Source organism: Streptomyces spectabilis, assembly GCF_008704795.1.
Classification (GTDB): Bacteria; Actinomycetota; Actinomycetes; order Streptomycetales; family Streptomycetaceae; genus Streptomyces; species Streptomyces spectabilis.
This window is the reverse complement of the sequence record NZ_CP023690.1, coordinates 3645066-3671509: the sequence shown is the minus strand read 5'-3', so window position 1 is coordinate 3671509 and position 26444 is coordinate 3645066. Positions and strand designations below refer to the sequence as shown.

Sequence of the window (26444 nt, the reverse complement as noted above, 5' to 3'; positions counted from 1 at the left end):
AGACGGCGGCGGGGTGCCGCCCGGGCCGAACCCGGGCGGCACCCCGCCGCCGTGAATCCCTCGGTACCGCTCGCTGTTACTCGGAGACCCGCTCCCGCGGTGCGACCTTCTCGCGCACCAGGGCGATGCCCAGGACCAGGGCGCCGACGAGCAGCGAGAGCACCATCTGCTTGCGCCCGGCGTCGTCGTACAGCATGTAGACGATCACGAACGAGATCATCCCGATGGTGACCCAGGTCAGATACGGGAACAGCCACATCTTCACGACGAGCTTCTCCGGCTGCTCGCGCAGGATGATGCCGCGCATCCTCAGCTGCGTGAAGCAGATGACGAGCCAGACGAACAGGGCGACGGCGCCGGAGGAGTTCAGCAGGAAGTCGAAGACGGTCTTCGGCCACTGGTAGTTGAACCACACGGCGGCGAAGCCGAAGACGACCGAGCCGAGGATCGCCGTGCGCGGCACGCCCGCCGAGGTGGTGCGGGCGAACGCCTTCGGGGCGTCGCCGCGCTCACCGAGCGAGAAGGCCATGCGGGAGGCGGTGTACAGGCCGGAGTTGAGGCAGGAGAGCACGGCCGTCAGGACGATCACGTTCATGACCTGACCGGCGTGCGGGATGCCGATCGAGTTCAGCGCGGCCACGTAGGAGCCGTCCTTGACGATCGACTTGTCGTTCCACGGCAGGAGCGTGATGACGACGAAGATCGAGCCGAGGTAGAAGACGCCGATGCGCCAGATGACGCTGTTCGTGGCCTTGGTGACGGCGCGCTGAGGGTCCTCCGACTCGCCGGCGGCGAGCGTGACGATCTCGGAGCCCATGAAGGAGAAGACCACCATCAGGACGCCGGTGAGGATCGCGCCCGCGCCGTTGGGCATGAAGCCGCCCGCGTCGGTGAGGTGCTTGAAGCCGTCGCCCGGGTTGTCCGAGCCGGGCAGGACGCCGAACACGGCGAGCATGCCGATGAGGACGAAGCCGCCGATCGCCACGACCTTGATGCCCGCGAACCAGAACTCGAACTCGCCGTAGGAGCCGACCGAGACCAGGTTGGTGGCGGTGAGCACCACCATCACGATGAGCGCCCAGCCCCACTGCGGAACCGCGGGCACCCACTCGTTGAGGATCACGGCACCGGCGGTCGCCTCGACGGCGAGCACCACGACCCAGAAGAACCAGTACAGCCAGCCGATGGTGAAGCCCGCCCAGCGCCCGAGGGCCTGGTCGGCGTAGGCCGAGAAGGAACCGGAGGACGGCCGCGCCGCGGCCATCTCGCCGAGCATCCGCATCACGAGCACGACCATGGTGCCCACGAGCGCGTACGACACCAGGATCGCGGGGCCCGCGGCCTTGATGCCGGAGGCGGACCCGACGAACAGACCCGCTCCGATCACGCCACCGATGGCGATCATGGACAGATGGCGGTTCTTGAGACCGGCCTTGAGGCCGTCACCGTCGCCGTTCCCGCTCCCCGGCTGGGATTTCACGGGCCCGCTGGGGGTGCTGTCTTCCTTCGCAAGGGACGGTTGCGAGGTCATAGGCAGATCCTTTGGTTCACGGGCAAGAGCTTCCGCATTAAAAGCGCATGGGCGTACGGGACGAAAGGCCCGTCTCCGGATCGTTGTATTCAGCGGAATGGAGAGTGAACGATCGGTCACTGACGATGACCGGACACCCGCATTGGCCTGCACCAATCGGCGGCCGAAGAGCCCTGGGCGGGCGCCGAGGACCGGCCCCGCGGCGGCGCACGGCGCCGCGCATGCCACACTCGGTCCCATGCGCGTGTACCTCGGCTCCGATCATGCCGGTTACGAACTCAAGAACCACCTCGTCGAATGGCTCAAGGCCCACGGCCACGAGCCCGTCGACTGCGGGCCCCACCTCTACGACGCCCAGGACGACTACCCGCCCTTCTGCCTCCGCGCCGCGGAGCGGACGGCCGCGGACCCCGAGTCCCTCGGCATCGTCATCGGCGGCTCCGGCAACGGGGAGCAGATCGCCGCGAACAAGGTGAAGGGCGTACGGGCGGCCCTGGCCTGGAGCGAGCAGACGGCGGCGCTCGGGCGCGAGCACAACGACGCGAACGTGATCTCCATCGGCGGGCGGATGCACACCGAGGAGGAGGCGACCAAGTTCGTCGAGATCTTCCTCGCCACGCCGTACTCCGGTGAGGAGCGGCACACCCGCCGCATCAAGATGCTGGCGCGCTACGAGACCTCGGGCGAGCTGCCCCCGATCCCGCCCCACCACCCGCAGGCCTGACCCGTCGCGGGGCGCCCCGGACCCACCCCCGACGTTCCGGGGCGGGTCCGGGGCGCCGCCCGTGAGGGCCCCCGACAGGAGGCGACACCGTGCCGGAAGGGCACACCATCCACCGGCTCGCGGCCGATCACCGGAGCCGGTTCCAGGGGCACCCCGTGCGGGCCACCAGCCCCCAGGGCAAGTTCTCCGACGGCGCCGCCCTCGTGACCGGCCAGCCCCTGGAGACCGCCGAAGCGCACGGCAAGCACCTCTTCCTCGGCTTCGCCGTGACCGGCTGGATCCACATCCACCTGGGCCTGTTCGGCAAGTACGCCTTCGGCGACGCCCCCGCCCCGCCCCCCACCGACACGGTCCGCCTCCGCCTGGCGAACGGCACCCACTACAGCGACCTCCGCGGCCCCACCACCTGCGCGCTGATCACCGACGGCGAGAAGCAGGAGATACACGCCCGCCTCGGCCCGGACCCGCTGCGCCCCCAGGACGGCGAGAACGACCCGGACCGGGCCTGGCGCCGCGTCTCCCGCAGCCGCACCACCATCGCCGCCCTCCTGCTCGACCAGAAGGTCATCGCGGGCGTCGGCAACGTCTACCGGGCCGAGGTCCTCTTCCGCCACGGCATCGACCCGTACACGCCCGGCAAGGACCTCACGCACCGCCAGTGGACGGCGATCTGGGCGGACCTGGTGGACCTGATGCGCGAGGGCGTGCGCAACAACCGCATCGACACCGTGCGGCCCGAGCACACCCCCGAGGCGATGGGCCGCCCGCCGCGCGTGGACGACCACGGCGGCGAGGTGTACGTGTACCGCAGAGCCCGGATGGCCTGCCACATCTGTGGCGGCGAGATCCGCACCGCCGATCTCGCCGCCCGCAACTTGTTCTGGTGCCCGAAGTGCCAGCGCGGGGGCGGCGCGCCGTCCTAGAACGGGTGGGGCAGCCAGGGCGCGGCCCCGGAGCCGAAGGCGAGGCTCGCCTCCGCCAGGGCGCCGGGACGCAGCTCCCGCACCCGGCCCGCCCAGGCCAGCTCCGCGAGGGACACGCCGCCCAGATACGCCGAGCCCAGCTCGCGCACGGACAGGGCGAGGTCGGCGGGCGCGTCGTCGTCGACGCGCTTGCAGGAGGCGCCCTTCGGGTCGCCCGTGAGCCGCCAGCGCCCCTCGTTCCACGGACAGAACGCGTCCGCGACGTCCAGGACCACGTCCACCGGCGTCCGGTACGCGCGCGCCTCCAGGGCCGCGCCGACCTCCACCAGACGCAGGTGCAGCGAGTCCCGCGTCACGAGGCCGCACCGCCGCACGTCCGACACGAGGTGCAGCAGCGGGTCGTCCACCGGGCGGTTGAGCGCCTCGATCCGCGAGGTCAGGTCGATGTCGCAGAGGAAGCGCCACAGCGCCGCGTACGCCGCCGGGTCCAGGGCCTCCACGGCGCGCACCAGGACCACGCCCTGCGGGCCCCGCGCGTCCCAGTCGGGCTTGACCGCGAAGTACGCGTACCCGATGACCTCACCGGCGCGCTCCGCGAGCACGCACTGCAACGGCGAGGCGCCGTCGCGGTCCCGCTCCGGGTCGAGGACCGGAAGGCGCTCCCAGCCCGGCTGCCGCGCCAACATGCCGGGACGGCCGGGCACCACGCGCGCGTACACCGCCTCACAGGCATCGGTGACCTCGGCCGGCACCGCGTACCGCAGCCGCACCTCGTCCGTGCCCTCGGGCACCGTGAGGCGCACCCGCGTCGTGTCGATCGACGCCCGGAGCGACCAGGTCGCCACGCCGTACCCGAAGCGGCCGTAGATCGCGGGCTCGGAGACCGTCAGGACCGCGAGGGCGTCCCCGCGCTCGCGCAGGTCGTCGAGTTGCCGACGCATCATCGAGGTCAGCAGGCCGCGGCGGCGGTGCGTGGCCGCCACGCTCACCATCGTGACGCCCGCCGTGTCCACCAGGGCCCCGCCCGGCACCGTCATGCGGAAGCTGAAGGCCCCGGCCGTGCCGACGCACTCCTCGCCGTCCCAGAGTCCGAGGGAGCGGTCGCACTCCGTCAGCGCGTCCCACAGCTCGCGCTCCTCCGGCGCCTCGTGGAGCCCGCCGAAGGCCCGCTCCAGCGTTCCGTACCAGCGGTCCCAATCGCTCTGGCCCAACTCCCGCAATTCTGCTGTCATATGCCATGCCTACCAGGGCTCCTGGGGCGCGGCGACTCGTTTTCCGCGTACCGGAACGCGCGTGTGGACGCTGGGAGCGGAGATACGGGCGAGGTGCCCCTGAAGGGGGACAAGAGGTACCTCCCGTGCGAAGCGCCTGGCCCGGTGGATAGGGTCCACGAGCAATGGCGGTACGACGAGACAGGCGCGAGCGGCGCACCCCGCGTGAGCGGCGCGCCGCAGCCGAGACGTTCCCGGCCCGGATGAAGAAGCGACTGCACCGGGCCCGCATAGGCCTGCGCAAATCCGGGGTGGACTACTTCCGGGGCGACGGCTCGGACTGGGTGGCGCTCGCCGCGCTGCTCCTGACCGTGCCGGTGATCACCGTCTGCACGATCGTCAACCCGGTGTGGTTCTCGCCCTCCGTCCTCGTCCTGCCGATCGTCGCGGGCGGGCTGCTGCTGAGGCCCTCCAGCCTCCTCGGTCTGTACGCCGCGTCCGCGGCCGCCCTCATCGTGGAGTCCGCCCGGCTCGGGCCCTACACCGAGGGCCCGGCGCGGGTGACTCCCGGCACCGTCCTGACCGTCGCCGCCTGCGGGTTCTTCGGCCTGCTCATCGCCCAGTTCCGCAGCCGGGTCGGCGTGCCGTGGCGCGGCGGCGGAACGATGCTCTTCGACCTGCGCGAGCGCATCCGCGTGCAGAGCAAGCTGCCGAAGCTGCCGCGCGGCTGGCACCGCGAGATGGCCCTGCGCCCCGCGGGCGGGCAGTCCTTCTCCGGCGACTTCGTCGTGGCCGCCCGCACCAACGGCGGCCGCACCCTGGAGGTCGTCCTCACGGACGTCTCAGGCAAGGGCATGGACGCCGGGTCCAGGGCCCTGCTCCTGTCCGGCGCCTTCGGCGGCCTGCTCGGCTCGCTGCCGCCGCACGCCTTCCTGCCCGCCGCCAACGGCTATCTGCTCCGCCAGGACTGGGACGAGGGCTTCGCCACGTCCATCCACCTCGTCCTCGACCTGGAGACCGGCGACTACGAGCTGCTCTCCGCGGGGCACCTGCCCGCGCTCCAGCTCAGCGCGGGGACGGGGCGCTGGGAGGAGAAGGCGGGGGAGGGCCCCCTCCTCGGCGTCTACGACGGCGCCCAGTTCGACCCCGTCAAGGGGTCCTTGCGCCCCGGCGACGTCCTGATGCTGTTCACCGACGGCATCGTCGAGACCGCCGACCGCGACATCGGCGAGGGCATCGACCGCCTCACCGGTGAGGCCGACCGGTACGTGGCCGGGGGCTTCCACGGGGCCGCGTGGCACCTCATCGAGGCCGTGGCCAAGGACGTCAACGACGACAGGGCGCTCCTGCTCCTCTGCCGCGACGCCTGACCTGGCCCCTGGGCCCCGAACCGCCCTCTCTCCCACCCGCCCACCCGTACCTGCCCCAGCGCCCCGGCCCGGCCCCGACCTAGCGGCTTGCACGTTGTCGTTCGGTGCTCGGCCGAGGTGATATTCAGCCCGTCCGGCGTTTGAGGACGAGGCGCGGAGCGCCGAAAAGGCTGGGGCAGGTGGGGGAAACCCCACCCTCTATTCGCCGGTGCACCTCATGGCCCGGCCCACCCCCGGATCCGTAGGTTCGATGCATCGAGCACGGACAGGACTACGGAAGGGCTGGGCAAGCCATGGGGCTGCGCAGGAAGAGGCAGCGGGGCGAGCGGAGCGCACCCCCCGCCCCCGAGCAGAGGGCACCGCACACCGCCCCGGCCGACTGGGCGGTGGAGCTGCGCGGCGTCCGCCGCCAGTACGGCCGCGGCACCCGCGCCGTACACGCCCTGCGCGGCGTGGACCTCGCCCTGCCCCGCGGCAGCTTCACCGCCGTGATGGGCCCCTCGGGCTCCGGCAAGTCCACGTTCCTGCAGTGCGCGGCGGGCCTGGACCGCCCCACCGGCGGCACGGTCCACCTCGGCGGCACCGAGATCACCGGCATGGGCGAGAACAAGCTGACGGCCCTGCGCCGCACCCGCCTGGGCTTCGTGTTCCAGGCCTTCAACCTGCTGCCCTCGCTCACCGTCGAGCAGAACGTCCTCCTGCCGATGCGCCTCGCGGGCCACCGCCCCGACCACCGCAAGGCCGCCGACGTGCTGGCCCGCGTGGGCCTCGGCGACAAGGGCAGGCGCCGCCCCGGCCAGCTCTCCGGCGGCCAGCAGCAGCGCGTCGCGATCGCCCGCGCCCTGGTGACCGAGCCGGACGTGGTGTTCGCCGACGAGCCGACGGGCGCCCTGGACACCACCACGGCCGCGGAGATCCTCGGCCTGCTGCGCTCTGCCGTCGACGGCATGGGCGCCACCGTGGTGATGGTCACCCACGACCCGGCCGCCGCCGCGTACGCGGACCGCACGCTGTTCCTGGCCGACGGCGCGATCGTCGACCGCCTGGAGGGCGCGTCGGCCGCGCTGATCACGGACCGGATGCGCGCGCTCACCGTGCCCGCCGCCGCGCCCACGTACGCGGGAGCGGCGGCGGCATGAGCTTCGTCCCGAACGGCCTGGCCCGCGCGGCCGTCCGTTTCAAACCCGCCGCGTTCGTGGGCACGTTCGTCGCGCTGATGATGGCGTCGCTGATCGTGTCCGCCTGCGGCATCCTCCTGGAGACGGGCCTGCGCGCCTCCGTGCCGCCCGCCCGTTACGCGGACGCGCCCGTCGTGGCCGCCGCCGACCAGCGGGTCCACTACGGCAGCGGCGACAGCGCCTCCACCGAGCCCGTCCCGGACCGCGCCCGCCTGGACGGCTCCCTCCTGGCGAAGGCCGCGGCGGTGCCCGGCGCGCGCACGGCCGTCGCGGACGTCACCTTCCCCGTCGCGCTCGCGGCGAAGGGCGGCGACAAGGCCCTGACCGCGCACGGCTGGGGCGCCACCGCCTTCACCGGCGAGAAGCTCACGGCGGGCCGCGCGCCCGCCGCGGGCGAGGCGGTCCTGGCGGGCACCGGGGCCCGCGTCGGCGACCGCGTGACGCTGACGACGGCGGACGGACCGCGCCACGTGCGCGTGTCCGGCACGGTCGGCGGCGCCGCCGGGCCCACCGTCTGGTTCAGCGACGCCGATGCGGTCCGCGCCTCCGGGCACCCGGGCCGCGTCGACGCGATCGCGGTCCTGCCCAAGGCCGGCGTCACCGACGCGGCGCTGGAGTCGCAGGTCGCCAAGGCCCTCGGGGACAAGGCGAAGGTGTACACGGGCGAGGACCGCGGCGGCGTCGAGGACCCCTCGCTCGTCGGCGCCGAGGAACTGCTCACCGGCCTCGGCGGCTCCTTCGGCGGCATCGCCGCGCTGGTCGCCGTCTTCACCGCGGCGGGCACCGTCGCGCTCTCCGTCGGCCAGCGGGCCCGGGAGTTCGCCCTCCTGCGCGCGATCGGCACGACCCCCCGGCAGGTGCGCCGCACCATCGCCACCGAGACCCTGCTCGTCGCTCCGCTCGCGGGCGTCGTCGGCTGCCTGCCCGGCATCGCCCTGGCGAGCTGGTGGTTCGGCCAGCTCAAGGACCGCGGCGCCGTCCCGGAGGCCGTCGACCTCGCCGTGTCCTGGATCCCGCTCCTCGTCGCGGCGGGCACGGCCGTGCTCACCGCCCTGTTCGCCGGGTACCTGGCCGCGCGCCGCCCCTCCCGCATCAAGCCGGGCCAGGCCCTCAGCGAGGCCTCGGTGGAGCGGTTGCGGCCCGGCTGGATCCGGACGCCGCTCGGCGTCGCCGCGACCGTCGGCGGCATCGTCCTCTCCCGGATCGCCGCCACCGCGACCGGCGACGACGCGGCGAACGCGGCCCTCGGCGTCGTCATGCTGTTCATGCTGGCCGTGGCGCTGCTCGGCCCGCTGGTGGCGCGCGGCTGCGCGGGCCTCTTCGGCCTGCCGCTGCGCGGCGCGGGCGCCTCCGCGTCCCTGGCGGCCGCCAACTCCCGTTCCAACGCCCGCAGGCTGGCCTCCGCCATCACCCCGATCGTGCTCGCCATGGCGTTCGCCTCCACGCTCGTCTTCATGCACACCAGCGAGGACAAGGTGGCGGCGGACCAGCAGCGGGACGGCATCACCGCCGACCACATCGTCACGTCCGACGCGGGCTTCGGCCCCGGCGCCGTGCGCGAGGCGGCCGAGGCCCCCGAAGTGACCTCGGCGGTCGGCCTGTTGAAGACGTCCGTCCTCATCCCCATGGGCTCCGGCGGCGACCGCTGGCTGCAGACCGCGTCCGCCCAGGGCGTCACGGGCTCCGCCGCGGACCTCGCCGAGGTGCAGGACCTGAACGTGAAGAGCGGCGAACTGACCCTCCGCGAGGGCGAGATCGGCCTGGACGCGAACCTCGCGACCTCCGCACACCTGAAGACCGGCGACCGCGTCGAGCTGCGCCTGCCCGACGGCACGAAGATCCGGCCGACGGTGGCGGCGACGTACGAGCGGGGCCTCGGCCTGTCCCAGGTCACGCTGCCCGCGGCCGAGGTGCGCCGGCACGTCACGGCCGCCCTCGACACGGAGATCTGGACGAAGGGCGGCACGACGGCCGCGCTGCGGTCCCTCGGCACGGTCGAGGACCGGGACGGCTACACCGCCGCCCAGTCCCTCGACCGGCAGGTCGGCGCCTGGGCCAACCGCGTCATGGCGGCCGTCCTCGGCGGCTTCGCGGCCGTCGCCGCCGTCAACACGCTGGTGATGACGGTCCTCGACCGCCGCCGCGAGCTCGGCATGCTGCGCCTGATCGGCTCGACCCGCGGCCAGATCATGCGGATGATCCGCTGGGAGGCGCTGCTCGTGACCGGCGCGGGCGTGATCATCGGCACGGCCATCGCGCTGGCCACGCTGGTGCCGATGATGAAGGGCCTCACCGGCGAGTCCCCGTACATCCCGCCGCTGCTGTACGCGTCCTTCGCGGGCTCGGCGGTCCTCCTGGGACTCCTGGCCACGGCCCTCCCGGCCCGGGCGGCGCTGCGGGCCTCGGCCTGACGGAAGGGGCACAGCCCCAGGCTCCGAGCAACTGGTGGCCTGGGGCTGTGCGCTCAGGGGGGCCTAGCGGGCGGACGACCCCGCCCGCTCGCGGGCGACCTCGGTCGCGTCCCGGCGGAACGCCCACTCCATCCGGGGCTCCATCGCGAAGCGGAACACCCGCCGCACCACCGGCGTGCACAGCGCCGTGACCACCGCCGCGGCCACCACGGAGACGAACACCTCACCCACCGGCCGGTGCAGCCACGGGTAGTCCTCGAACCAGCCCCAGAACCGGGAGCCCTTCGCGAGGAACCCGTGCAGCAGATACCCGTACAGGGTGCCGGCGCCGAGGACGGTGAACCACATCTTCCGCCGCGGCACCCACGCGAAGAAGCACGCGGTGAGCACCACGGAGCAGCCGAAGAGCGCCAGCGTCATGACGACGCCGACCCACCACGGCACGCCCAGCTCCTGGGCGCTCTCGCGCCGGTAGAACCACACCGACGTCATCCGCGGCGCCGCCCAGTAGGCGAGCAGGACCGCGCAGGCGAAGACGGGCACCGACAGGATCCGGACCTCGCGCCGCCGCACCAGCTGGAAGTGCTCGGGCTTCAGGAACAGGCCGAGGACGAAGAACGGCATGAACTGCAGGACCCGTTGGAGGTCCAGGTCGTCACCGATGTCGGGGGAGATGACGGCGAGCAGCGCCACGCACAGCGCGAGCGGCACCGGCCAGCGCACGACCTTCCACAGCGGGACCGTCAGGCGCCACACGAACAGGGCGATCAGGAACCAGGTCAGATACCAGGGGTCCAGCAGGCTGATCGGCTGCGTCGGGTCGTCGTCCGCCCACCGCTTGAAGAAGGTGTAGGCGATCTCGAAGACGACGTACGGCACGGCGACGCCGGTCACCAGGCGTGTGAGCCGGTCGGCCCGCATGTCGAAACTGCGGGAGAAATAGCCGGAGATCAGGATGAAGGCCGGCATGTGAAACGTGTACACGGTCATGTACAGCGCCTCGGCGGTACGGCTGTGGTCCGTCAGCGGCTCCCACGCGTGGGCCATCGCGACGAGCACGATCGCCAGGTACTTGGCGTTGTCGAAGAACGCGTCGCGCTGCTTGGCGGGGCCGGTGCCGGAGCGCTGGGCGGGAGCGGCGGGACGGGAAGAGCGGAGGGAGTGGAGAGCGTGGGGAGAAGCGTGTCCGGGGGAGTGCGGGGCGGTGCGGCCGGGAGCCGTGGCGGCCGTCTCCTGTACGGGGGGCAGCGGTGCCCGGTGCCGGCCGTGCGGCTGCACGGAGTTCGTCACAGGCCCTCCCACCCAGAGCTCGGGGGGACGATCCGGGACCGCACTGCGCTTACGGGGGTCATGGCAGCGTGGAACATCTGGCGCACCTTAGCGCCGCGCCGCTCTTCCCGTAAAACTCTCGGTTCATTCATCCGTGCAATGCCCCGCCAATACGCTCGCCGCGATGCGGACAACACCGGCCGGTACGGCTGACCACCGCTCGGCCGGGTTCCCGCAATTAGGCTTCGGGTACCCGGCGCGAAAGACCGAAAACTCACTGATCGCTGTCCGATACGTCACCACTCGTACCGCTTAAATCGTGCATAACGCCTGCGGGTGACTCTGGTGAAATGTCCGGTTGATCGGCCCGTGATGGGTTATGGGAACCCGCCGGATGTGCTTTCGGCCACCATTCGAATTCCTGGTGAACTACTGGTGCGGGCACCGCCGCGCACGGCCGCCGGGCGATGGCTGGCCATGGAAACGATCACGTCGAATTCGCCCTCCGGTGGAGCCGTCGAATTGCCGTACGGATGCGGGTGGCGCCCGTGCGGCACGTGCCCCGCGGCCCTCCGCGGCACGCGCGGGACGGGTGCGTCACTGGTCAACGCGTGGCCGACGATGTGTCACCGGCCGCATAGGGCGGTCCTGTTGGTGGCACGATGGTTCCTGGCGGGGGTGTGCGGGGCCGTACCCCCCGGGCGGGAGAGCGACCGACCTAGGGTGTGATGAGTGTGGCCATTTCGCTGTCAGTGGTACTGCTGTTGGCGATCGTCCTCGTCTTGATGATTCGTCAGGGGAACATCAAGGTATGGCCCGCCATCGTCGCGGCGACTTTCGGCTTCACCCTCGCCTCGACGGGAATGGCAGACGACATCCAGGAGCTACTCAACTCCTTGGCGGAGACCATCGGAGACATACAGTTCTGACGGCTGACGGCCGGCCACGGCGACGCTGGGGGGTCTGGGAGCGGTGGCGCTGCGGGAAACGGATCCCGAGGAGGTCGGCGGCTATCCGGTCGTGGACCGCCTCGGTTCGGGCGGGATGGGTGTCGTCTATCTCGCGCGCTCCGCGTCCGGGCGCCGCCTCGCGGTCAAGGTCGTGCACGCGCAGTACGCCGACGATCCGGAATTCCGCACCCGGTTCCGCCGCGAGGTCGAGGCCGCGCGGCAGGTCAGCGGCGCCTTCACGGCTCCCGTCGTGGACGCCGACGCGGACGCGCCGAGCCCGTGGATGGCCACCCTCTACATCCCCGGCGAGAACCTGGGCGAGCACGTGCGCCGCCACGGCCCGCTGCCCGCGGAGCGCCTCCTGGAACTCGCGGCGGGCCTCGCCGAGGCCCTGCGTGACATCCACCGCGTGGGTGTCGTCCACCGTGATCTGAAACCGGCCAACGTGATGCTGGCCGAAGACGGCCCCCGCGTCATCGACTTCGGCGTCTCCCGCGCCGCCGAGGCCCTCGCGGGCGACCCCCTCACCCAGACCGGCCGCGTCATGGGCACCCCGCCGTACATGTCCCCCGAGCAGCTCACCTCGCCCCGCGACGTGGGCCCCGCGTCCGACGTCTTCTCCCTCGGCTCGGTCCTGGTCCACGCGGCCACGGGGCGCGGCCCCTTCGACGACGTCTCCCCCTACGAGACCGCGACCCGCGTGGTCGAGGGCGACGCCAGACTCGACGACGTACCGGACGACCTGCGCGCCCTGGTCACCCTCTGCCTGGCCAAACACCCCAAGGAACGCCCCACCCCCGACGAACTCCTCGCCGTACTGCGGGGCGACCCCGTGCCGCCGCGGCTGTTCGCGGAGGCGCAGGACCCGCCCGCCGCCGCTCCGCGGCGAAGACGCCGGCTCGTGATCGCCGCGTCGGCGGTGGGCGCCCTGCTCGCCGGCCTCACCACCGGGCTCGTCCTGTGGCTGACGGGCGGCAGCCCGCCCAGCGATCTGCCCGACGGCTGGCGGGCCTGGCAGCACCAGGTCGTCAGCGAGGACGACACCCCGGGCGGCTCCTTCAGCGGCTGCGCCGCGGTGGCTGGCGGGCTCATCTGTGCGGGCGACGACGTCAAGGCCGTACGGCTCTCCCTCGCCACCGGCAAGAAGGAGTGGAGCCTGCCCGTCAACACCAGCGTGAGCCAGGTCTCGAATGCCGAAGGCGCGGTCATCGGCGCCTCGGGCCGTCGTGTCTTCGTCTACGCGAATAACCAGATCACCAGTGGCAAGGACGACAGCGACCCTGACAACAACTACGCCATCCAGGCCGTCGACGCCCGGATCGGCAAGGTCCTGTGGACCCACCCCACCGAGCGCGGCCCCAACGCGCAGCCGCCGGACCCCGATCCGGACGTCAGCGGGCACGCGGCGTACACGGACGACGGCATCCTCACCGTGGACGGCGCCGCGGGAACCTCGTACGCCCTGCTGAGGGAGTCCGACGGCGAGCCGCGCTGGAAGCGCCCCCTGCCGGAGCGCCCGGACGAGGACGCGACCTGTCAGGTGGCCATGGCCGCCGGTGATGGTTATCTGCTCTGCTACGCCGACAGCAAGCGCGGGGACGTCACCCGTGTCCACCGCGTCGCCCCGTCCGACGGCGGGCTGAGCTGGACCGTCACGCTCGACGGACAGCAGGAGCTCGTCGGCCGCAGTGCTGACCGCCTTGTCTTCGTCAGCTCCGACCTGGAGGAGAAGGGCACCGGGATCCTGACCGTCGACGTGGACACCCGTTCTCCGGACCCTCTGCCGCTGCCCCTGGAGCCGCCCGCGAGCGAGGTGACCCTCAGCCGGGGCACCCTCTACTTCACGCGCCAAGGCGGCGGCGTGCGCGCCGTCGACCCGCTGAGGAGTCGCCTGAAGTGGGAGAGCGACTCCGGAGTGGAGTTCCCCGGCCCGCCGCTCGTCTCGGAGGAGTACGTCTTCGTCGCCTCTCCCGGAGGCCGTCTCGCGGCCCTCGACCCCAGGACGGGGGACGTGCGGTGGACCCGCCCCGGCTCCGAGATCGCCGGTGGCGTCCTGGGCGTGGTCTCCGGCGTCCCGCCGACCCTCGTCGGCGACGCCCTCTACGTCCCCTACGGCATCCGCTCCGTCTACAGCGTCGACGTACGCGACCCCTGAGCCCCGCGCGGGCGCGGACGAGGGCATGAAAAAAAGCCTCCGGCCCGGCGCCCAGAAGCGAATCTGGGCGCCGGGCCGGAGGCCATGGAGCGGGCGACGGGAATCGAACCCGCGTAGCTAGTTTGGAAGACTAGGGCTCTACCATTGAGCTACGCCCGCACGGATCGCACAGCGACTCGCAGGTCAGCGAGCGCGGCACGGCATGCATCGTAGCGGGTCGCGGCGCCTCGCCGCACACCCCCCTCGCGCGCCCCCGATAAGCGGGCGCCGCACTGCCTGCGGGCATGTACCCTACGTGTCGCACCGACGGGGTGTGGCGCAGCTTGGTAGCGCGTCCGCTTTGGGAGCGGAAGGCCGTGGGTTCAAATCCCGCCACCCCGACCAGCAGGATCTCTCCAGCTCAGTGGCCGGTTCCCGGGCCGAAGATCCGGATGCGCACGCTCCGCGGGCTGTCTTCGGCCCGTCTTTCAAGATCGCATTGTGGGTCGGCTCCCGCGTGCCGTTACTATGCAAGCTGTGTGCCCGTGTGTCTCTCGACCGGGCAGAAACCCAAGCAGTCAGCCCACAAGGAGACCGAACCGTGAAGAGCGCCGTGGAGACCCTGAACCCGACCCGGGTTCGGCTCACTGTCGAGGTGCCCTTCGAGGAGCTCAAGGACAGCCTCGACGCGGCGTACAAGAAGATCAACCAGCAGGTCACGGTGAAGGGCTTCCGCAAGGGCAAGATCCCGGCCCGCGTCATCGACCAGCGGTTCGGCCGCGGTGCGGTGCTGGAGGAGGCCGTCAACGACGCCCTCCCGAAGTTCTACACCGAGGCGGTCAACGAGGCGGAGCTCAACGTCCTCGGCCAGCCCGAGGTCGACATCACCGAGCTGAAGGACAACGAGACCCTCAGCTTCACCGCTGAGGTCGACGTCCGCCCGACCATCGAGATCCCGGACTACTCCGGCATCGAGGTCGAGGTCGACGCCGTCGAGATCTCCGACGAGGACATCGACAAGGCCGTCGAGGAGCTGCGCGAGCGCTTCGCGTCCACCTCCCCGGTCGAGCGTGCCGCCGAGGACGGCGACGTCGTGACGGTCGACCTGGAGGCCAAGGTCGACGGCGAGGTCCTGGAGGACGGCATCGCCAAGGGCGTCTCGTACACCATCGGCTCCGGCGAGCTCCTCGAGGGCATCGACGACGCCGTGAAGGGCCTGGAGGCCGACGGCGAGGCCACCTTCACCTCCGAGCTCAAGGGCGGCTCCGCGGCGGGCAAGGAGGCCGAGGTCACCGTCAAGGTCACCCAGGTCGCCAAGCGCGAACTGCCGGAGCTCGACGACGACTTCGCGCAGCTGGCGTCGGAGTTCGACACCCTGGACGAGCTGAAGGCCGACAGCCGCAAGCGCCTGGAGACGGCCCGCCAGTTCGACCAGGCCACCCAGGCCCAGGAGCGCGTCCTGGACAAGCTCCTGGAGCTCGTCGAGGTGCCGGTCCCCGAGAAGCTGCTCGAGGACGAGGTCCGCACCCGCAAGCACAACCTGGAGCACCACCAGCTCGGCCAGATGGGCCTCGACCTCGCGAAGTACCTGGAGATCCAGGGCAAGACCGAGGAAGAGTTCGACGCCGAGACCAGCGAGCAGGCGGTCAAGGGCATCAAGACCCAGTTCATCCTCGACGAGCTGGTCAACAAGGAGAAGCTGAACGTGAACCAGGAGGAGCTCACCGAGCACCTCATGCGTCGCGCCCAGTCCTCCGGCATGAGCCCCGACCAGTTCGCCCAGGCCGTCGTCGAGGGCGGCCAGGTCCCGATGCTGGTCGGCGAGGTCGCCCGCGGCAAGGCGCTCGCGGTGGTCGTCGAGGCCGCCACGGTCAAGGACACGAACGGCGAGGTCGTGGACCTCGACGACGACGAGGACGAGACGGCTGCCGCCGAGGGCGAGCAGTCCGAGGCCGCCGCCTCCGACTCCGCCGAGGAGAAGACCGAGGCCTGAGCCGCCTCGCTTCGCTGAACGCATACCGGGCCCCAGGGACGTCAGTCCCTGGGGCCCGGTGTTTAGGGGCGCGGGGAACTGCGCGAGCAACCTACGACGGCCCGCGGAGGCCCTCCGCGCGGGATCGGGCGGACGCGGCTGCCGACCTCGCTTCGTCGGCCGCCGCGGGGCCGCTGTGGCTGGTCGCGCAGTTCCCCGCGCCCCTTGCGGGGCCCGCCCTACCTGCGCTCACAGCGAACAGTTGCCCTTGCGGGATTCCCCGAAGGGAGCCGCGCGTTAGGGTCCATGGATACGGGGGCAGTGGAGTCGTTGCCCTCAGAACGAAGATGCTGAGACGGCCGGTGCCGTCAGAGACGAGCAGGTGGATACGTGACGAATCTGATGCCTTACGCAGCCGGTGAGCCGTCCATCGGTGGTGGCCTCGGCGACCATGTCTACAACCGGCTCCTCGGCGAGCGCATCGTCTTCCTCGGCCAGCAGGTCGACGACGACATCGCGAACAAGATCACGGCGCAGATGCTCCTCCTCGCGGCCGACCCGTCGAAGGACATCTACCTCTACATCAACAGCCCCGGCGGCTCGGTGACGGCCGGCATGGCGATCTACGACACCATGCAGTACATCCCGAACGACGTGGTCACGATCGGCATGGGCATGGCCGCCTCCATGGGCCAGTTCCTGCTGACCGGCGGCACCGCGGGCAAGCGCTTCGCCCTGCCGCACACGGACATCCTGATGCACCAGGGTTCCGCGGGCATCGGCGGTACGGCCTCGGACGTCAAGATCCAGGCGGAGTACCTGTTGCGCACCAAGCAGCGGATGGCCGAGATCACCGCCCGCCACTCGGGCCAGACGGTCGAGGCGATCATCCGCGACGGTGACCGCGACCGCTGGTTCACCACCGAGGAGGCCAAGGAGTACGGCCTCATCGACGAGATCATCAGCGCCGCTTCCGGTGTTCCGGGCGGCGGCGGCACGGGGGCCTGAGAAGGCACCCAGGAGGCCCGGGAAGGCCTCCGACCGGGCGGCCCGCCCCACGGCCCGCCCCAGCCGACCAAGCCCACGCTCATCACCAGGACGGAACACCTCAGATGAACAGCTTCCCCGTCAGCGGCCAGCCCACGGGCCTGCACACCGGCCCCCAGGTGGACAACCGTTACGTGATCCCGCGCTTCGTCGAGCGCACCTCGCAGGGCGTGCGTGAGTACGACCCGTACGCGAAGCTCTTCGAGGAGCGCGTGATCTTCCTCGGCGTCCAGATCGACGACGCCTCGGCCAACGACGTCATGGCGCAGCTCCTGTGCCTGGAGTCGATGGACCCCGACCGGGACATCTCGGTCTACATCAACAGCCCGGGCGGCTCCTTCACCGCCCTGACGGCGATCTACGACACGATGCAGTTCGTGAAGCCGGACATCCAGACGGTCTGCATGGGCCAGGCGTCCTCCGCCGCGGCCGTGCTCCTCGCCGCCGGCACCCCCGGCAAGCGGATGGCCCTGCCGAACGCGCGCGTGCTGATCCACCAGCCGTCCGGCGGCACCGGCCGCGAGCAGCTCTCCGACCTGGAGATCGCGGCCAACGAAATCCTGCGCATGCGCACGCAGCTGGAGGAGATGCTGGCCAAGCACTCCACCACGCCGATCGAGAAGATCCGCGACGACATCGAGCGCGACAAGATCCTCACCGCCGATGACGCGCTGGCCTACGGCCTGATCGACCAGATCATCTCCACACGCAAGATGAACAACGCCGCGGTCGCCTGATACTCGTACGGGGAAACCGCAGCACCAACTGCCCGCTCCTTGGCGCGGTCGCGTCGGTCCGTGTCGATCTGCGACATTTCGTAGTTCTTCGCGGTTCCGCGTCACAGCGAACCGCGCCAAGGGGGGCCCGAACGGGGGGCCAGGCAAGGTACCGTCGGATACAAGGCACCAGGAGCCGCTGGACCAACGGCGTCTCCCAGGCGAAGGGGAAGCACACCGTGGCACGCATCGGTGACGGCGGCGATCTGCTCAAGTGCTCGTTCTGCGGAAAGAGTCAGAAGCAGGTCAAGAAGCTCATCGCAGGCCCGGGCGTGTACATCTGCGATGAGTGCATCGACCTCTGCAACGAGATCATCGAGGAAGAACTCGCCGAGACGAGCGAGGTCCGCTGGGAAGAGCTGCCCAAGCCCCGCGAGATCTACGAGTTCCTCGAGGGGTACGTAGTCGGCCAGGAGCCCGCCAAGAAGGCCCTCTCCGTAGCCGTCTACAACCACTACAAGCGCGTCCAGGCCGGGGAGAACGGCGGCGCGCAGGGCCGCGAGGACGCCATCGAGCTGGCGAAGTCCAACATCCTGCTGCTCGGCCCCACCGGCTCCGGCAAGACCCTGCTCGCCCAGACCCTGGCCCGCATGCTGAACGTCCCCTTCGCCATCGCGGACGCCACCGCGCTCACCGAGGCGGGATACGTGGGCGAGGACGTGGAGAACATCCTCCTCAAGCTCATCCAGGCCGCCGACTACGACGTCAAGAAGGCCGAGACGGGCATCATCTACATCGACGAGATCGACAAGGTCGCCCGGAAGAGCGAGAACCCGTCGATCACGCGTGACGTCTCGGGTGAAGGCGTCCAGCAGGCCCTGCTGAAGATCCTGGAGGGCACGACGGCCTCGGTCCCGCCGCAGGGCGGCCGCAAGCACCCGCACCAGGAGTTCATCCAGATCGACACGACGAACGTGCTGTTCATCGTGGGCGGTGCCTTCGCGGGCCTGGAGAAGATCATCGAGGCGCGGGCCGGCGCGAAGGGCATCGGCTTCGGCGCCACCATCCGCTCCAAGCGGGAGCTGGAGGAGAAGGACCAGTTCGAGGACATCATGCCGGAGGACCTGGTGAAGTTCGGGATGATCCCCGAGTTCATCGGCCGTCTGCCCGTCATCACCTCGGTCCACAACCTCGACCGCGAGGCCCTGCTCCAGATCCTCGTCGAGCCGCGCAACGCGCTGGTGAAGCAGTACCAGCGACTCTTCGAACTCGACGGTGTGGAGCTGGACTTCGAGCGCGAGGCCCTGGAGGCCATCGCGGACCAGGCGATCCTGCGCCAGACCGGCGCGCGCGGCCTGCGCGCCATCATGGAGGAGGTCCTCCAGTCGGTGATGTACGAGGTGCCGTCCCGCAAGGACGTCGCCCGCGTCGTCATCACGGCGGACGTCGTCCACTCGAACGTGAACCCGACCCTCGTGCCCCGCGAGGTCCGCGGCCCGGGCGCCGGAGAGCAGAAGTCGGCCTAGCCCGGCCCTGACGAACGCCCAGGGGCGCCCGACGAGTTGACCTCGCCGGGCGCCCCTTTCGCATGAGCCGCTCAGGCCTTGACGCGGACTTCCGTGCGGAACTTCGCCGTCTTCTCGGCGCCCTCTTCGAGGTCGGCGGACTTGCCGGCCATGACGTTGGCCATGTCCGCCGTGATGCCGACGCCGATGGTGCTCTTGTCACCCCAGATGCACGTCGCCATCGACATCTCCTTGGGGCCCTTGGCGCCGGTCGCCGCCGCGGCGCCGAAGCTGTACTTCATCTCCTGGCACTTCATCGTGGCGCCGTCGAGACCGGCGGGCTTGACCGTCTCGGGGCTGCCGACCAGGGTGACCTTGGCGCTCCCGTTGTCCTTCGCGGCCTTCTCCTCGACCGAGCCGAACATCTTGTCGACGACCGCCTCCGGGTCGTCGATCTCGCCGTAGAGGCCGTTGAACTGGAAGAGCTTCTGCCCCAGCGGGTTGTCGTCGCTGCCGAACTCGTACTGGGCCTCGACGTCCTTGGCGTTCTTGACGCCGTGCTCCTCGGCTTCCTTGGCCTTCTCGGGGGACATGCTGTCGTTCTTGGCGCTGCCCGGCTTCAGCTTGTACGTGCCGTCCAGGACCGTGTCCGGCGTGGTCAGCTTGTGCGGGCCGTCGTCCTTGACCGCGACCGAGCCGCCGCCCTTGCCGGAGCCGCCACCCTTGCTGTCACTGTCGCTGTCGTTGCCCGCGAAGACGAAGTAGCCGCCCACCGCGATCGCCGCCACCACGGCGACCGCGCCGATGATGGCGCCGGTCTTCTTGCCGCCTCCGCTCGGCGGCGGGGGCGGCGGGACCTGCCCGTAGGGGGCCTGCGGCGGCTGCCCGTAAGGCGCCTGGGGCTGGCCGTACGGGGCCTGCGGCTGGCCGTAGGGGGCCTGCTGGGGGTAGCCGGGCTGCTGCGGGGCCTGGGGCGGGTAGCCGTAGCCGGGCTGAGGGGCGGGGGGCTGCTGGCCGTAGCCGGGCTGCTGTGGGGGCTGCTGGCCGTGGGGGCCGGGCTGGCCGCCGCCGTAGGGGCCAGGCTGCTGGGGCTGCTGACCGCCGTACGGGCCGGGCTGCTGCGGCTGCTGGCCGCTGTACGGGCCCGGCTGGTTGTGGCTCATTACTGGGTTTCCCTTCCGGTGCTTAAGTGTTTCGAACATCCTGACGTACGGGCCGCGCACGTAGTGGTGGGGGAGAGGACTGATGCGTAGTTGTTGAGGGGCTGCGCCAGAGTCAGGATGTAGGCGGGCCGGAAGGACACTGCGCGAAGCCTTCCAGCAGTGATGCTGGACGGGCGGCAGGCCGTATGGATCAAGCCAGAAGCAGCGGAGGTCTTGAGTGACTTGCACCTGTCATGGTCAGATTTCTTTGTCTTTGGACTTTTTCTGTGATGGGAGGGGGAGCGTGAAGCGCTCAAAGAGGCGGACGTGTTTGGTTGCGGTAGGCGTGACTCTGGCAGCTGGCGTCATCCCGATGGTGACGGCTGGCTCGGCATCGGCAGCTTCTGGGGCAGGGTGTAGGGCGTACCTGGCCGCGAAGAACTACGATGTCGGGCCCAAGGCGAAGAAGGCATGCTCGTATCCGGCGATCGACCTGGGGCTAACCAAGATAGAAAGCCCGTCTTGCGTCAGAAGATTGGTCGCGATCCGCGTCAAGTATGACGATGCTAAGCAGGCCTGTCTGCGTGCGTAGCGGGCGAGGCGTCTGAGCGGATACGGTGGAGTGCTCTGCAAGGCACTTGCCTGCTCGGCCTGCTGGAGGATTCTGACCCTGGCAGGGTGTAGCACTTCGCCGTAGCTGCTGAGGCGGTGAGACAGCGAGCGCGGGGCGATCACTGGTCGCAGACTGAGCGCATCGGAGGCTCCGGCGGGAGCACATCGATGGGCCTGTAACTGCCGTGGCTCAGAGAACATCGTGTGGTGCGGCGTCTTGCCGAAGGTAGAGCGTTCAGAGCAGGAACCGAGGTCGATCGGCACAGAAGTATCCAGTTTCGGGCTGGCCCCGTGACACCCCTAAACTGGGCCCGTGACCGAGAACGCTCAGCAGCAGCCCCCAGCGACCACCCCCGAGCTCCCGACGCAGTACGCACCGGCCGAGGTAGAGGGGACGCTGTACGAGCGCTGGGTAGAGCGCGGTTACTTCGACGCGGACGCGAAGAGCGACAAGGAGCCCTTCACCGTCGTCATCCCGCCGCCGAACGTCACCGGCAGCCTGCACCTGGGCCACGCCTTCGAGCACACGCTCATCGACGCCCTCACCCGCCGCAAGCGCATGCAGGGCTACGAGGTCCTGTGGCAGCCCGGCATGGACCACGCGGGCATCGCCACGCAGAACGTGGTCGAGCGCGAGCTCGGCAAGGAGGGCAAGTCCCGCCACGACCTCGGCCGCGAGGCCTTCGTCGAGCGCGTCTGGCAGTGGAAGGGCGAGTCCGGCGGCCAGATCTCCGGCCAGATGCGCCGCCTCGGTGACGGCGTCGCCTGGTCCCGCGAGCGCTTCACCATGGACGAGGGCCTCTCCCAGGCCGTCCAGACGATCTTCAAGCGGCTCTACGACGACGAGCTGATCTACCGCGCCGAGCGCATCATCAACTGGTGCCCCCGCTGTCTGACCGCGATCTCCGACATCGAGGTCGAGTACCAGGACGACGACGGCGAGCTGGTGTCGATGACGTACGGAGAGGGCGACGAGACCATCGTCGTCGCCACCACCCGTGCCGAGACGATGCTCGGTGACACGGCCGTCGCCGTGCACCCCGAGGACGAGCGGTACAAGCACCTGGTCGGCAAGCTCATCAAGCTGCCCCTGACCGACCGCTCCATCCCGGTCGTCGCCGACGCGCACGTCGACCCGGAGTTCGGCACCGGCGCCGTCAAGGTGACCCCGGCGCACGACCCGAACGACTTCGAGATCGGCCAGCGCCACGACCTGCCGAACATCTCGGTCATGGACGAGCACGCGATCATCACGGTCCCCGGCCCCTTCCAGGGCCTGGACCGCCTGGAGGCCCGCTCCGCCATCGTCGCCGCGCTGCGCGCCGAGGGCCGCATCGTCGCCGAGAAGCGCCCCTACTCGCACTCGGTCGGCCACTGCTCGCGCTGCAAGACCACCATCGAGCCGCGCCTGTCCATGCAGTGGTGGGTCAAGGTCGGCCCGCTCGCCAAGGCCGCGGGCGACGCGGTCCGCGACGGCCAGGTGAGGATCCATCCGCAGGAGATGGAGAAGCGCTACTTCGACTGGGTCGACAACCTCCACGACTGGTGCATCTCGCGCCAGCTCTGGTGGGGCCACCGCATCCCGGTCTGGTACGGCCCGAACGGCGAGGTCGTCTGCGTCGGCCCCGACGAGGAGGCGCCCACCGGCGAGGGCTGGACGCAGGACACCGACGTCCTCGACACCTGGTTCTCCTCGGGCCTGTGGCCGTTCTCCACGCTCGGCTGGCCGGAGCGGACCGAGAGCCTCGCGAAGTTCTACCCGAACTCCGTCCTGGTCACCGGCTACGACATCCTCTTCTTCTGGGTCGCCCGGATGATGATGTTCGGTCTGTACGCGATGGACGGCACCCCGCCGTTCCACACCATCGCCCTGCACGGCATGGTCCGCGACCAGTTCGGCAAGAAGATGTCGAAGTCCTTCGGGAACGCCGTCAATCCCCTCGACTGGATGGACAAGTACGGCAGCGACGCCCTGCGCTTCACCCTCGCGCGCGGCGCCAACCCGGGTGTCGACGTGCCGATCGGCGAGGACTGGGTCCAGGGCTCCCGCAACTTCGCCAACAAGATCTGGAACGCGACCCGCTTCGCGCTGATGAACGGCGCCACGGTCGAGGGCCCGCTGCCGGACGCCGCCGAGATGTCGGCGACCGACCGCTGGATCCTCTCGCGCCTGAACACCGTGGTCGCCGAGGTCGACGCGTACTACGAGGACTACCAGTTCGCGAAGCTCTCCGACGCCCTCTTCCACTTCGCCTGGGACGAGGTCTTCGACTGGTACGTGGAGCTGTCCAAGACCACGTTCATGGCGGGCGGCCCGGCCGCCGAGGTCAGCAAGCGCGTCCTCGGCGAGGTCCTCGACGTCACGCTGCGCCTGCTGCACCCGGTCGTGCCGTTCGTGACGGAGACCCTGTGGACCACGCTGACCGGCGGCGAGTCCGTCGTGATCGCCGACTGGCCCAAGGACAGTGGCTTCCGGGACGCGGGCGCCGAGAAGGAGATCGCCTCCGTCCAGGACCTGGTCACCGAGGTCCGCCGGTTCCGCGCCGACCAGGGCCTTCAGCCCGGCCAGAAGGTGCCCGCACGGCTCACCCTGGACGGCACGCCGTTCGCGCCGCACGAGGCCGCCGTCCGTCAGCTCCTGCGCCTCCAGCCGGAGGGCGAGAGCTTCGCGGCGACGGCGACGCTGCCGGTCGCGGGCGCCACGGTCGCGCTCGACCTGTCCGGCACGATCGACGTGGCGGCGGAGCGCAAGCGCCTCGCCAAGGACTTGGCCGCCGCCGAGAAGGAGAAGGCCCAGGCCACCGCCAAGCTCGGCAACGAGGCGTTCCTCGCCAAGGCCCCGGACCAGGTGGTCGACAAGATCCGCGGCCGCCTCGCCAAGGCCGAGGAGGACATCACGCGCCTCCAGACCCAGCTGGACAACCTCCCGGCGGCGTAAGGCGGTTCGCCCGCGAGCACGCGAAGGCGCCCGGAACTCCCACGAGTTCCGGGCGCCTTCGCGTGCCCCAGGACCGGTCAGGCCTCCGTCGCCACCGGCCCCGTCCCCACGGCCTCCGCGTTGCGCCGCGTCTTCGCCCACCCGTTGCGCCCGCGCAGCAGCCGCAGGAAGCCGCGCGCCGCCACGATGAACACGTGGTACGCGTACACCCACAGCGCCAGTCCCCACAGCAGACCGGTCAGGCGGGAGCGGTCGGGAGCGTAGTCCCGGCGGTACAGCGGACCCCAGGCCACGAACGGCAGCACCGACAGGGCGGACAGGACCAGGATCAGCGGCCAGGCGCCGAGGAACGCGTCGCGCATCGAGCCGCCGATGACGACGCTGCCGAGCAGCAGCACGCTCAGGACGAGCGTGGCGACGTGCGCGAGGGGCTGCATGAACGTGTACAGGGTCTCCAGGACGCCGCGGCCCGAGTAGTGCCGCGAGGCGACGATGCGCGGCGCGTACCGCACGCACTGGAGGTTGCCCTGCGCCCAGCGGGTGCGCTGGGTGAGGAAGCGGCGCAGGCGCGGCAGGCCCTCCTGGGAGACGTAGGTGTCGGCGATGTGCGCGATCCGGTAACCGCCCAGGATCATGTGCAGGCCCAGCTCGTAGTCCTCCAGGAGCGCGTCGCGCTGCCAGGGGCGGCGCTCGGCGGCGGCGATGTGGTCGAGGGCGGTGAGCCGGGTGAACTGGCCGTTGCCGCCCAGGCCCACGGAGCCGGTGCGGCCGCGCAGGAGCTGCATGCCCGCGTTGGACACGGCGAACTCCATGTCCTGCATGCGCACCAGGAGCCGCGCCACGGCGTTGGCGAGGCGCCCGCGCTCGGGCAGCGGCGGCCGCTCCTCGTCGACGTTCCGCATCCGCACGCTGACCTGTACGCCGCCGACCTCGGGGTCGCCGAACCCGGCCGGGCCGCTGACCCGGGCGAGCGCGTCGGGGGCGAGCCGCCCGTCGGCGTCCACGACGCACACGACGGCCCGGGAGCGGTCGGTGCCCTCGGGCAGGAAGGCGTTCAGCGCCGCGTACGCGGAGTTGAGGGCCGCGCCCTTGCCGATGCGGGCGTCGGGGCGGCGCCGCGACACCAGGTGCACATGGGCGTCGTCCTCGGCGAGCGCGGTGACGACGTCGGCGGTCGCGTCGTCGCTGTCGTCGTCGACGACCCACACGTGCGCGGCCGGGAAGTCGGCCCGCAACTGGGCGACGGTCGTGCCGATGACGGTCTCCTCGTCCCGGCACGGCACGAAGAAGTGCCAGGTGAAGGGGGCGGAGTCGCCTTCAAGGGCCGCGGGGCGGCGCACGTAGGCGTGGCGGGCGCCGGCCCAGTACAGCAGGAAGCAGGCGAGCAGGAAGAACGGCAGGGCGTAGAGCAGGACGTGGGGGGTGAGCATGGGGTCCTCGTGCGGTGGGGGGCGGGGGAGGAGCGGGGTCAGGCGGCGGCGGACAGCTCGCGCTCGGCGCGGCCCGCGGCGAGCGCGCCGAGCAGGACGGCGATGCGCTGCGAGGCGAGGCCGTCGCCGAACGGGGACGGCAGCTCAGCGAGGTGCCGCAGACCGGCCTGGCCGTCCGCGAGGCGGCGGCGCACCGCGCGGCCGATCTCCCGGCCCGGCAGGACCAGCTCCGCGAACCCGGCGTCCATGGCCTCGGGCCGCTCCGTGGACCGGCGTACGACCACCAGGGGGCGGCCGAGGACGGTGGTCTCCTCCTGGATGCCGCCCGAGTCGGACACGATGACGGCGGCGTGCCGGGCGAGGGCGAGGAACTCGCCGTAGCCGAGGGGCGCCAGCTCGGTGAGCGGTTCGAGCAGGTGCGTGAGCCCGGCCGACTCGATCCGGGCGCGGGTGCGCGGGTGCACGGCGAACAGGACCGGCAGCTCCTCGGCGAGCGAGGCCAGCTCGCGCAGGATGGCGGCGAGCGCGGCGGGGTCGTCGGTGTTCTCCGGGCGGTGCGCGGTGGCGAGGACGTAGCGGTCGGCGCTCACGCCGTGCGCGGCGAGCAGCGCGGCACGCTCGTCGGCGGCGGGCAGGTGCTCCTGGACGGCCTCGACGACGGTGTTGCCGGTGACGGTGATCCGCCCCGCGGGGACCGACTCGGCGCGCAGCAGGTCGCGGTTGTCCTCCGTGGCCGCGCAGAGCACGTCCGCGAGCTGGTCGATGACGACGCGGTTGTGCTCCTCGGGCATGGCCCGGTCGTGGCTGCGCAGGCCCGCCTCGACGTGCACCAGCGGGATGCCGCGGGCGTTCGCGGCGAGCGCTCCGGCCAGGGCGGCGTTGGTGTCGCCCTGCACCACCACGGCGAGCGGCTGCTCCTCGGTGAACAGGGCGTCGAGCTGGGCCAGGGCCGCGGAGATCTGCACGGCGCGGGGCTTGCCGCCGATGCCGTCGAGGAGGGTGGGCTCGGGCAGGCCCAGCTCGGTGAGGAAGCGGCCGGAGAGCGCGGCGTCGTAGTGCTGGCCGGTGTGCACCAGGTGGGCCGCCGGGCCGAGGATGCGGACCAGGTGGGCGATCTTCACCAGTTCGGGGCGGGTGCCGATGACGATCGCGACCGAGCGGGGCGGGAGGGCGGGGGCGGGCAACGGGGCTCCTGGCGGGGTGTGTCGTGGCGGAACCAGGAGCTTGTGGGGCGTGGGTTGCGGGGGTGGCTCGCGTTCGGTTGCCCAACGGTTGCGGCGCCTGCGGCCGCACGTGTTCAGGGCCTTGGCCCCGGCCCACAGGTCCCGCCCCCTTGGGACTTAGGTCCCTCGCGCCCCGCTTTTCGGCGCTCCGCGCCTCG

The 26444-nt window shown here is 71.1% G+C and carries 18 protein-coding genes and 2 tRNA genes; 13 read left to right on the top strand and 7 right to left on the bottom strand.

What is annotated here, in order from left to right; all coding sequences use genetic code 11:
• Positions 1-76: 76 nt before the first annotated feature.
• Positions 77-1531, bottom strand: coding sequence for an amino acid permease (locus CP982_RS15885; protein WP_150511142.1), 1455 nt, complete (start codon positions 1529-1531; stop codon positions 77-79).
• A 238-nt stretch (positions 1532-1769) separates the two neighbouring features.
• Between CP982_RS15885 and CP982_RS15880 the strand changes: the two genes are divergently transcribed.
• Together CP982_RS15880 and CP982_RS15875 are read left to right on the top strand one after the other, a co-directional pair.
• Complete coding sequence (locus CP982_RS15880; RefSeq protein ID WP_150511141.1) at positions 1770-2255, top strand: ribose-5-phosphate isomerase; 486 nt, start codon at positions 1770-1772, stop codon at positions 2253-2255.
• Positions 2256-2344: 89 nt separating this feature from the next.
• Entirely contained in the window at positions 2345-3178 is an 834-nt protein-coding gene (locus CP982_RS15875) for an Fpg/Nei family DNA glycosylase (RefSeq protein ID WP_150511140.1), read from the top strand.
• Here CP982_RS15875 and CP982_RS15870 read toward each other — a convergent pair.
• A complete protein-coding gene (locus CP982_RS15870; RefSeq protein ID WP_150511139.1) occupies positions 3175-4410 on the bottom strand; it encodes a GNAT family N-acetyltransferase in 1236 nt (411 codons plus the stop codon). The two genes, CP982_RS15875 and CP982_RS15870, sit on opposite strands and share 4 nt — an antisense overlap.
• A gap of 164 nt (positions 4411-4574) precedes the next feature.
• On the opposite strand from CP982_RS15870, the gene CP982_RS15865 reads away from it, so the two are divergent.
• From CP982_RS15865 to CP982_RS15855, 3 genes are all read left to right on the top strand, one after another.
• A complete protein-coding gene (locus CP982_RS15865) occupies positions 4575-5759 on the top strand; it encodes a PP2C family protein-serine/threonine phosphatase (protein ID WP_150511138.1) in 1185 nt (394 codons plus the stop codon).
• Positions 5760-6052: 293 nt separating this feature from the next.
• Positions 6053-6898 (top strand): ABC transporter ATP-binding protein, encoded by an 846-nt coding sequence (locus CP982_RS15860; protein ID WP_150511137.1) that lies wholly within the window; start codon positions 6053-6055, stop codon positions 6896-6898.
• Entirely contained in the window at positions 6895-9348 is a 2454-nt protein-coding gene (locus CP982_RS15855; protein ID WP_150511136.1) for an ABC transporter permease, read from the top strand. Before CP982_RS15860 ends, CP982_RS15855 begins: the two co-directional genes overlap by 4 nt.
• A gap of 63 nt (positions 9349-9411) precedes the next feature.
• On the opposite strand, the gene CP982_RS15850 is transcribed toward CP982_RS15855, so the two are convergent.
• The gene (locus CP982_RS15850) at positions 9412-10638 is read right to left on the bottom strand and encodes an acyltransferase family protein (RefSeq protein ID WP_150511135.1); all 1227 of its coding nucleotides are present in this window, start codon (positions 10636-10638) and stop codon (positions 9412-9414) included.
• 713 nt (positions 10639-11351) lie between these two features.
• On the opposite strand from CP982_RS15850, the gene CP982_RS15845 reads away from it, so the two are divergent.
• A complete protein-coding gene (locus CP982_RS15845) occupies positions 11352-11546 on the top strand; it encodes a hypothetical protein (protein WP_030673834.1) in 195 nt (64 codons plus the stop codon).
• A gap of 43 nt (positions 11547-11589) precedes the next feature.
• Positions 11590-13722 carry a protein kinase domain-containing protein gene (locus CP982_RS15840; protein ID WP_150511134.1) on the top strand — a complete coding sequence of 711 codons (2133 nt, stop codon included), beginning with the start codon at positions 11590-11592 and terminating at the stop codon, positions 13720-13722.
• Between the two features lie 85 nt (positions 13723-13807).
• Here CP982_RS15840 and CP982_RS15835 read toward each other — a convergent pair.
• Positions 13808-13881 (bottom strand) — tRNA-Gly (locus tag CP982_RS15835).
• Positions 13882-14029: 148 nt separating this feature from the next.
• Here CP982_RS15835 and CP982_RS15830 point away from each other — a divergent pair.
• The 5 genes from CP982_RS15830 to clpX all read left to right on the top strand — a co-directional run bounded on the left by CP982_RS15830 (position 14030) and on the right by clpX (position 18962).
• Positions 14030-14106, top strand: a tRNA-Pro gene (locus tag CP982_RS15830).
• A 196-nt stretch (positions 14107-14302) separates the two neighbouring features.
• Entirely contained in the window at positions 14303-15694 is a 1392-nt protein-coding gene (tig, locus tag CP982_RS15825; RefSeq protein ID WP_170316437.1) for a trigger factor, read from the top strand.
• 381 nt (positions 15695-16075) lie between these two features.
• Positions 16076-16681 (top strand): ATP-dependent Clp protease proteolytic subunit, encoded by a 606-nt coding sequence (locus CP982_RS15820; protein ID WP_030362534.1) that lies wholly within the window; start codon positions 16076-16078, stop codon positions 16679-16681.
• A 104-nt stretch (positions 16682-16785) separates the two neighbouring features.
• Positions 16786-17457 carry an ATP-dependent Clp protease proteolytic subunit gene (locus CP982_RS15815; protein ID WP_144003450.1) on the top strand — a complete coding sequence of 224 codons (672 nt, stop codon included), beginning with the start codon at positions 16786-16788 and terminating at the stop codon, positions 17455-17457.
• Between the two features lie 218 nt (positions 17458-17675).
• On the top strand, positions 17676-18962 hold the full coding sequence (clpX, locus tag CP982_RS15810; protein ID WP_030673850.1) for an ATP-dependent Clp protease ATP-binding subunit ClpX: 1287 nt from the start codon (positions 17676-17678) through the stop codon (positions 18960-18962).
• Positions 18963-19033: 71 nt separating this feature from the next.
• Here clpX and CP982_RS15805 read toward each other — a convergent pair whose 3' ends face one another.
• Positions 19034-20104: a hypothetical protein gene (locus tag CP982_RS15805; RefSeq protein ID WP_150511133.1), complete on the bottom strand. Its 1071-nt coding sequence runs from the start codon at positions 20102-20104 to the stop codon at positions 19034-19036.
• 904 nt (positions 20105-21008) lie between these two features.
• Here CP982_RS15805 and CP982_RS15800 point away from each other — a divergent pair.
• A complete protein-coding gene (locus CP982_RS15800) occupies positions 21009-23633 on the top strand; it encodes a valine--tRNA ligase (RefSeq protein ID WP_150511132.1) in 2625 nt (874 codons plus the stop codon).
• A gap of 77 nt (positions 23634-23710) precedes the next feature.
• On the opposite strand, the gene CP982_RS15795 is transcribed toward CP982_RS15800, so the two are convergent.
• Both CP982_RS15795 and wecB read right to left on the bottom strand, forming a co-directional pair.
• Entirely contained in the window at positions 23711-25063 is a 1353-nt protein-coding gene (locus CP982_RS15795) for an XrtP-associated glycosyltransferase (protein ID WP_150511131.1), read from the bottom strand.
• A gap of 38 nt (positions 25064-25101) precedes the next feature.
• Positions 25102-26247 (bottom strand): non-hydrolyzing UDP-N-acetylglucosamine 2-epimerase, encoded by a 1146-nt coding sequence (wecB, locus tag CP982_RS15790; RefSeq protein WP_150511130.1) that lies wholly within the window; start codon positions 26245-26247, stop codon positions 25102-25104.
• Positions 26248-26444: the final 197 nt, after the last annotated feature.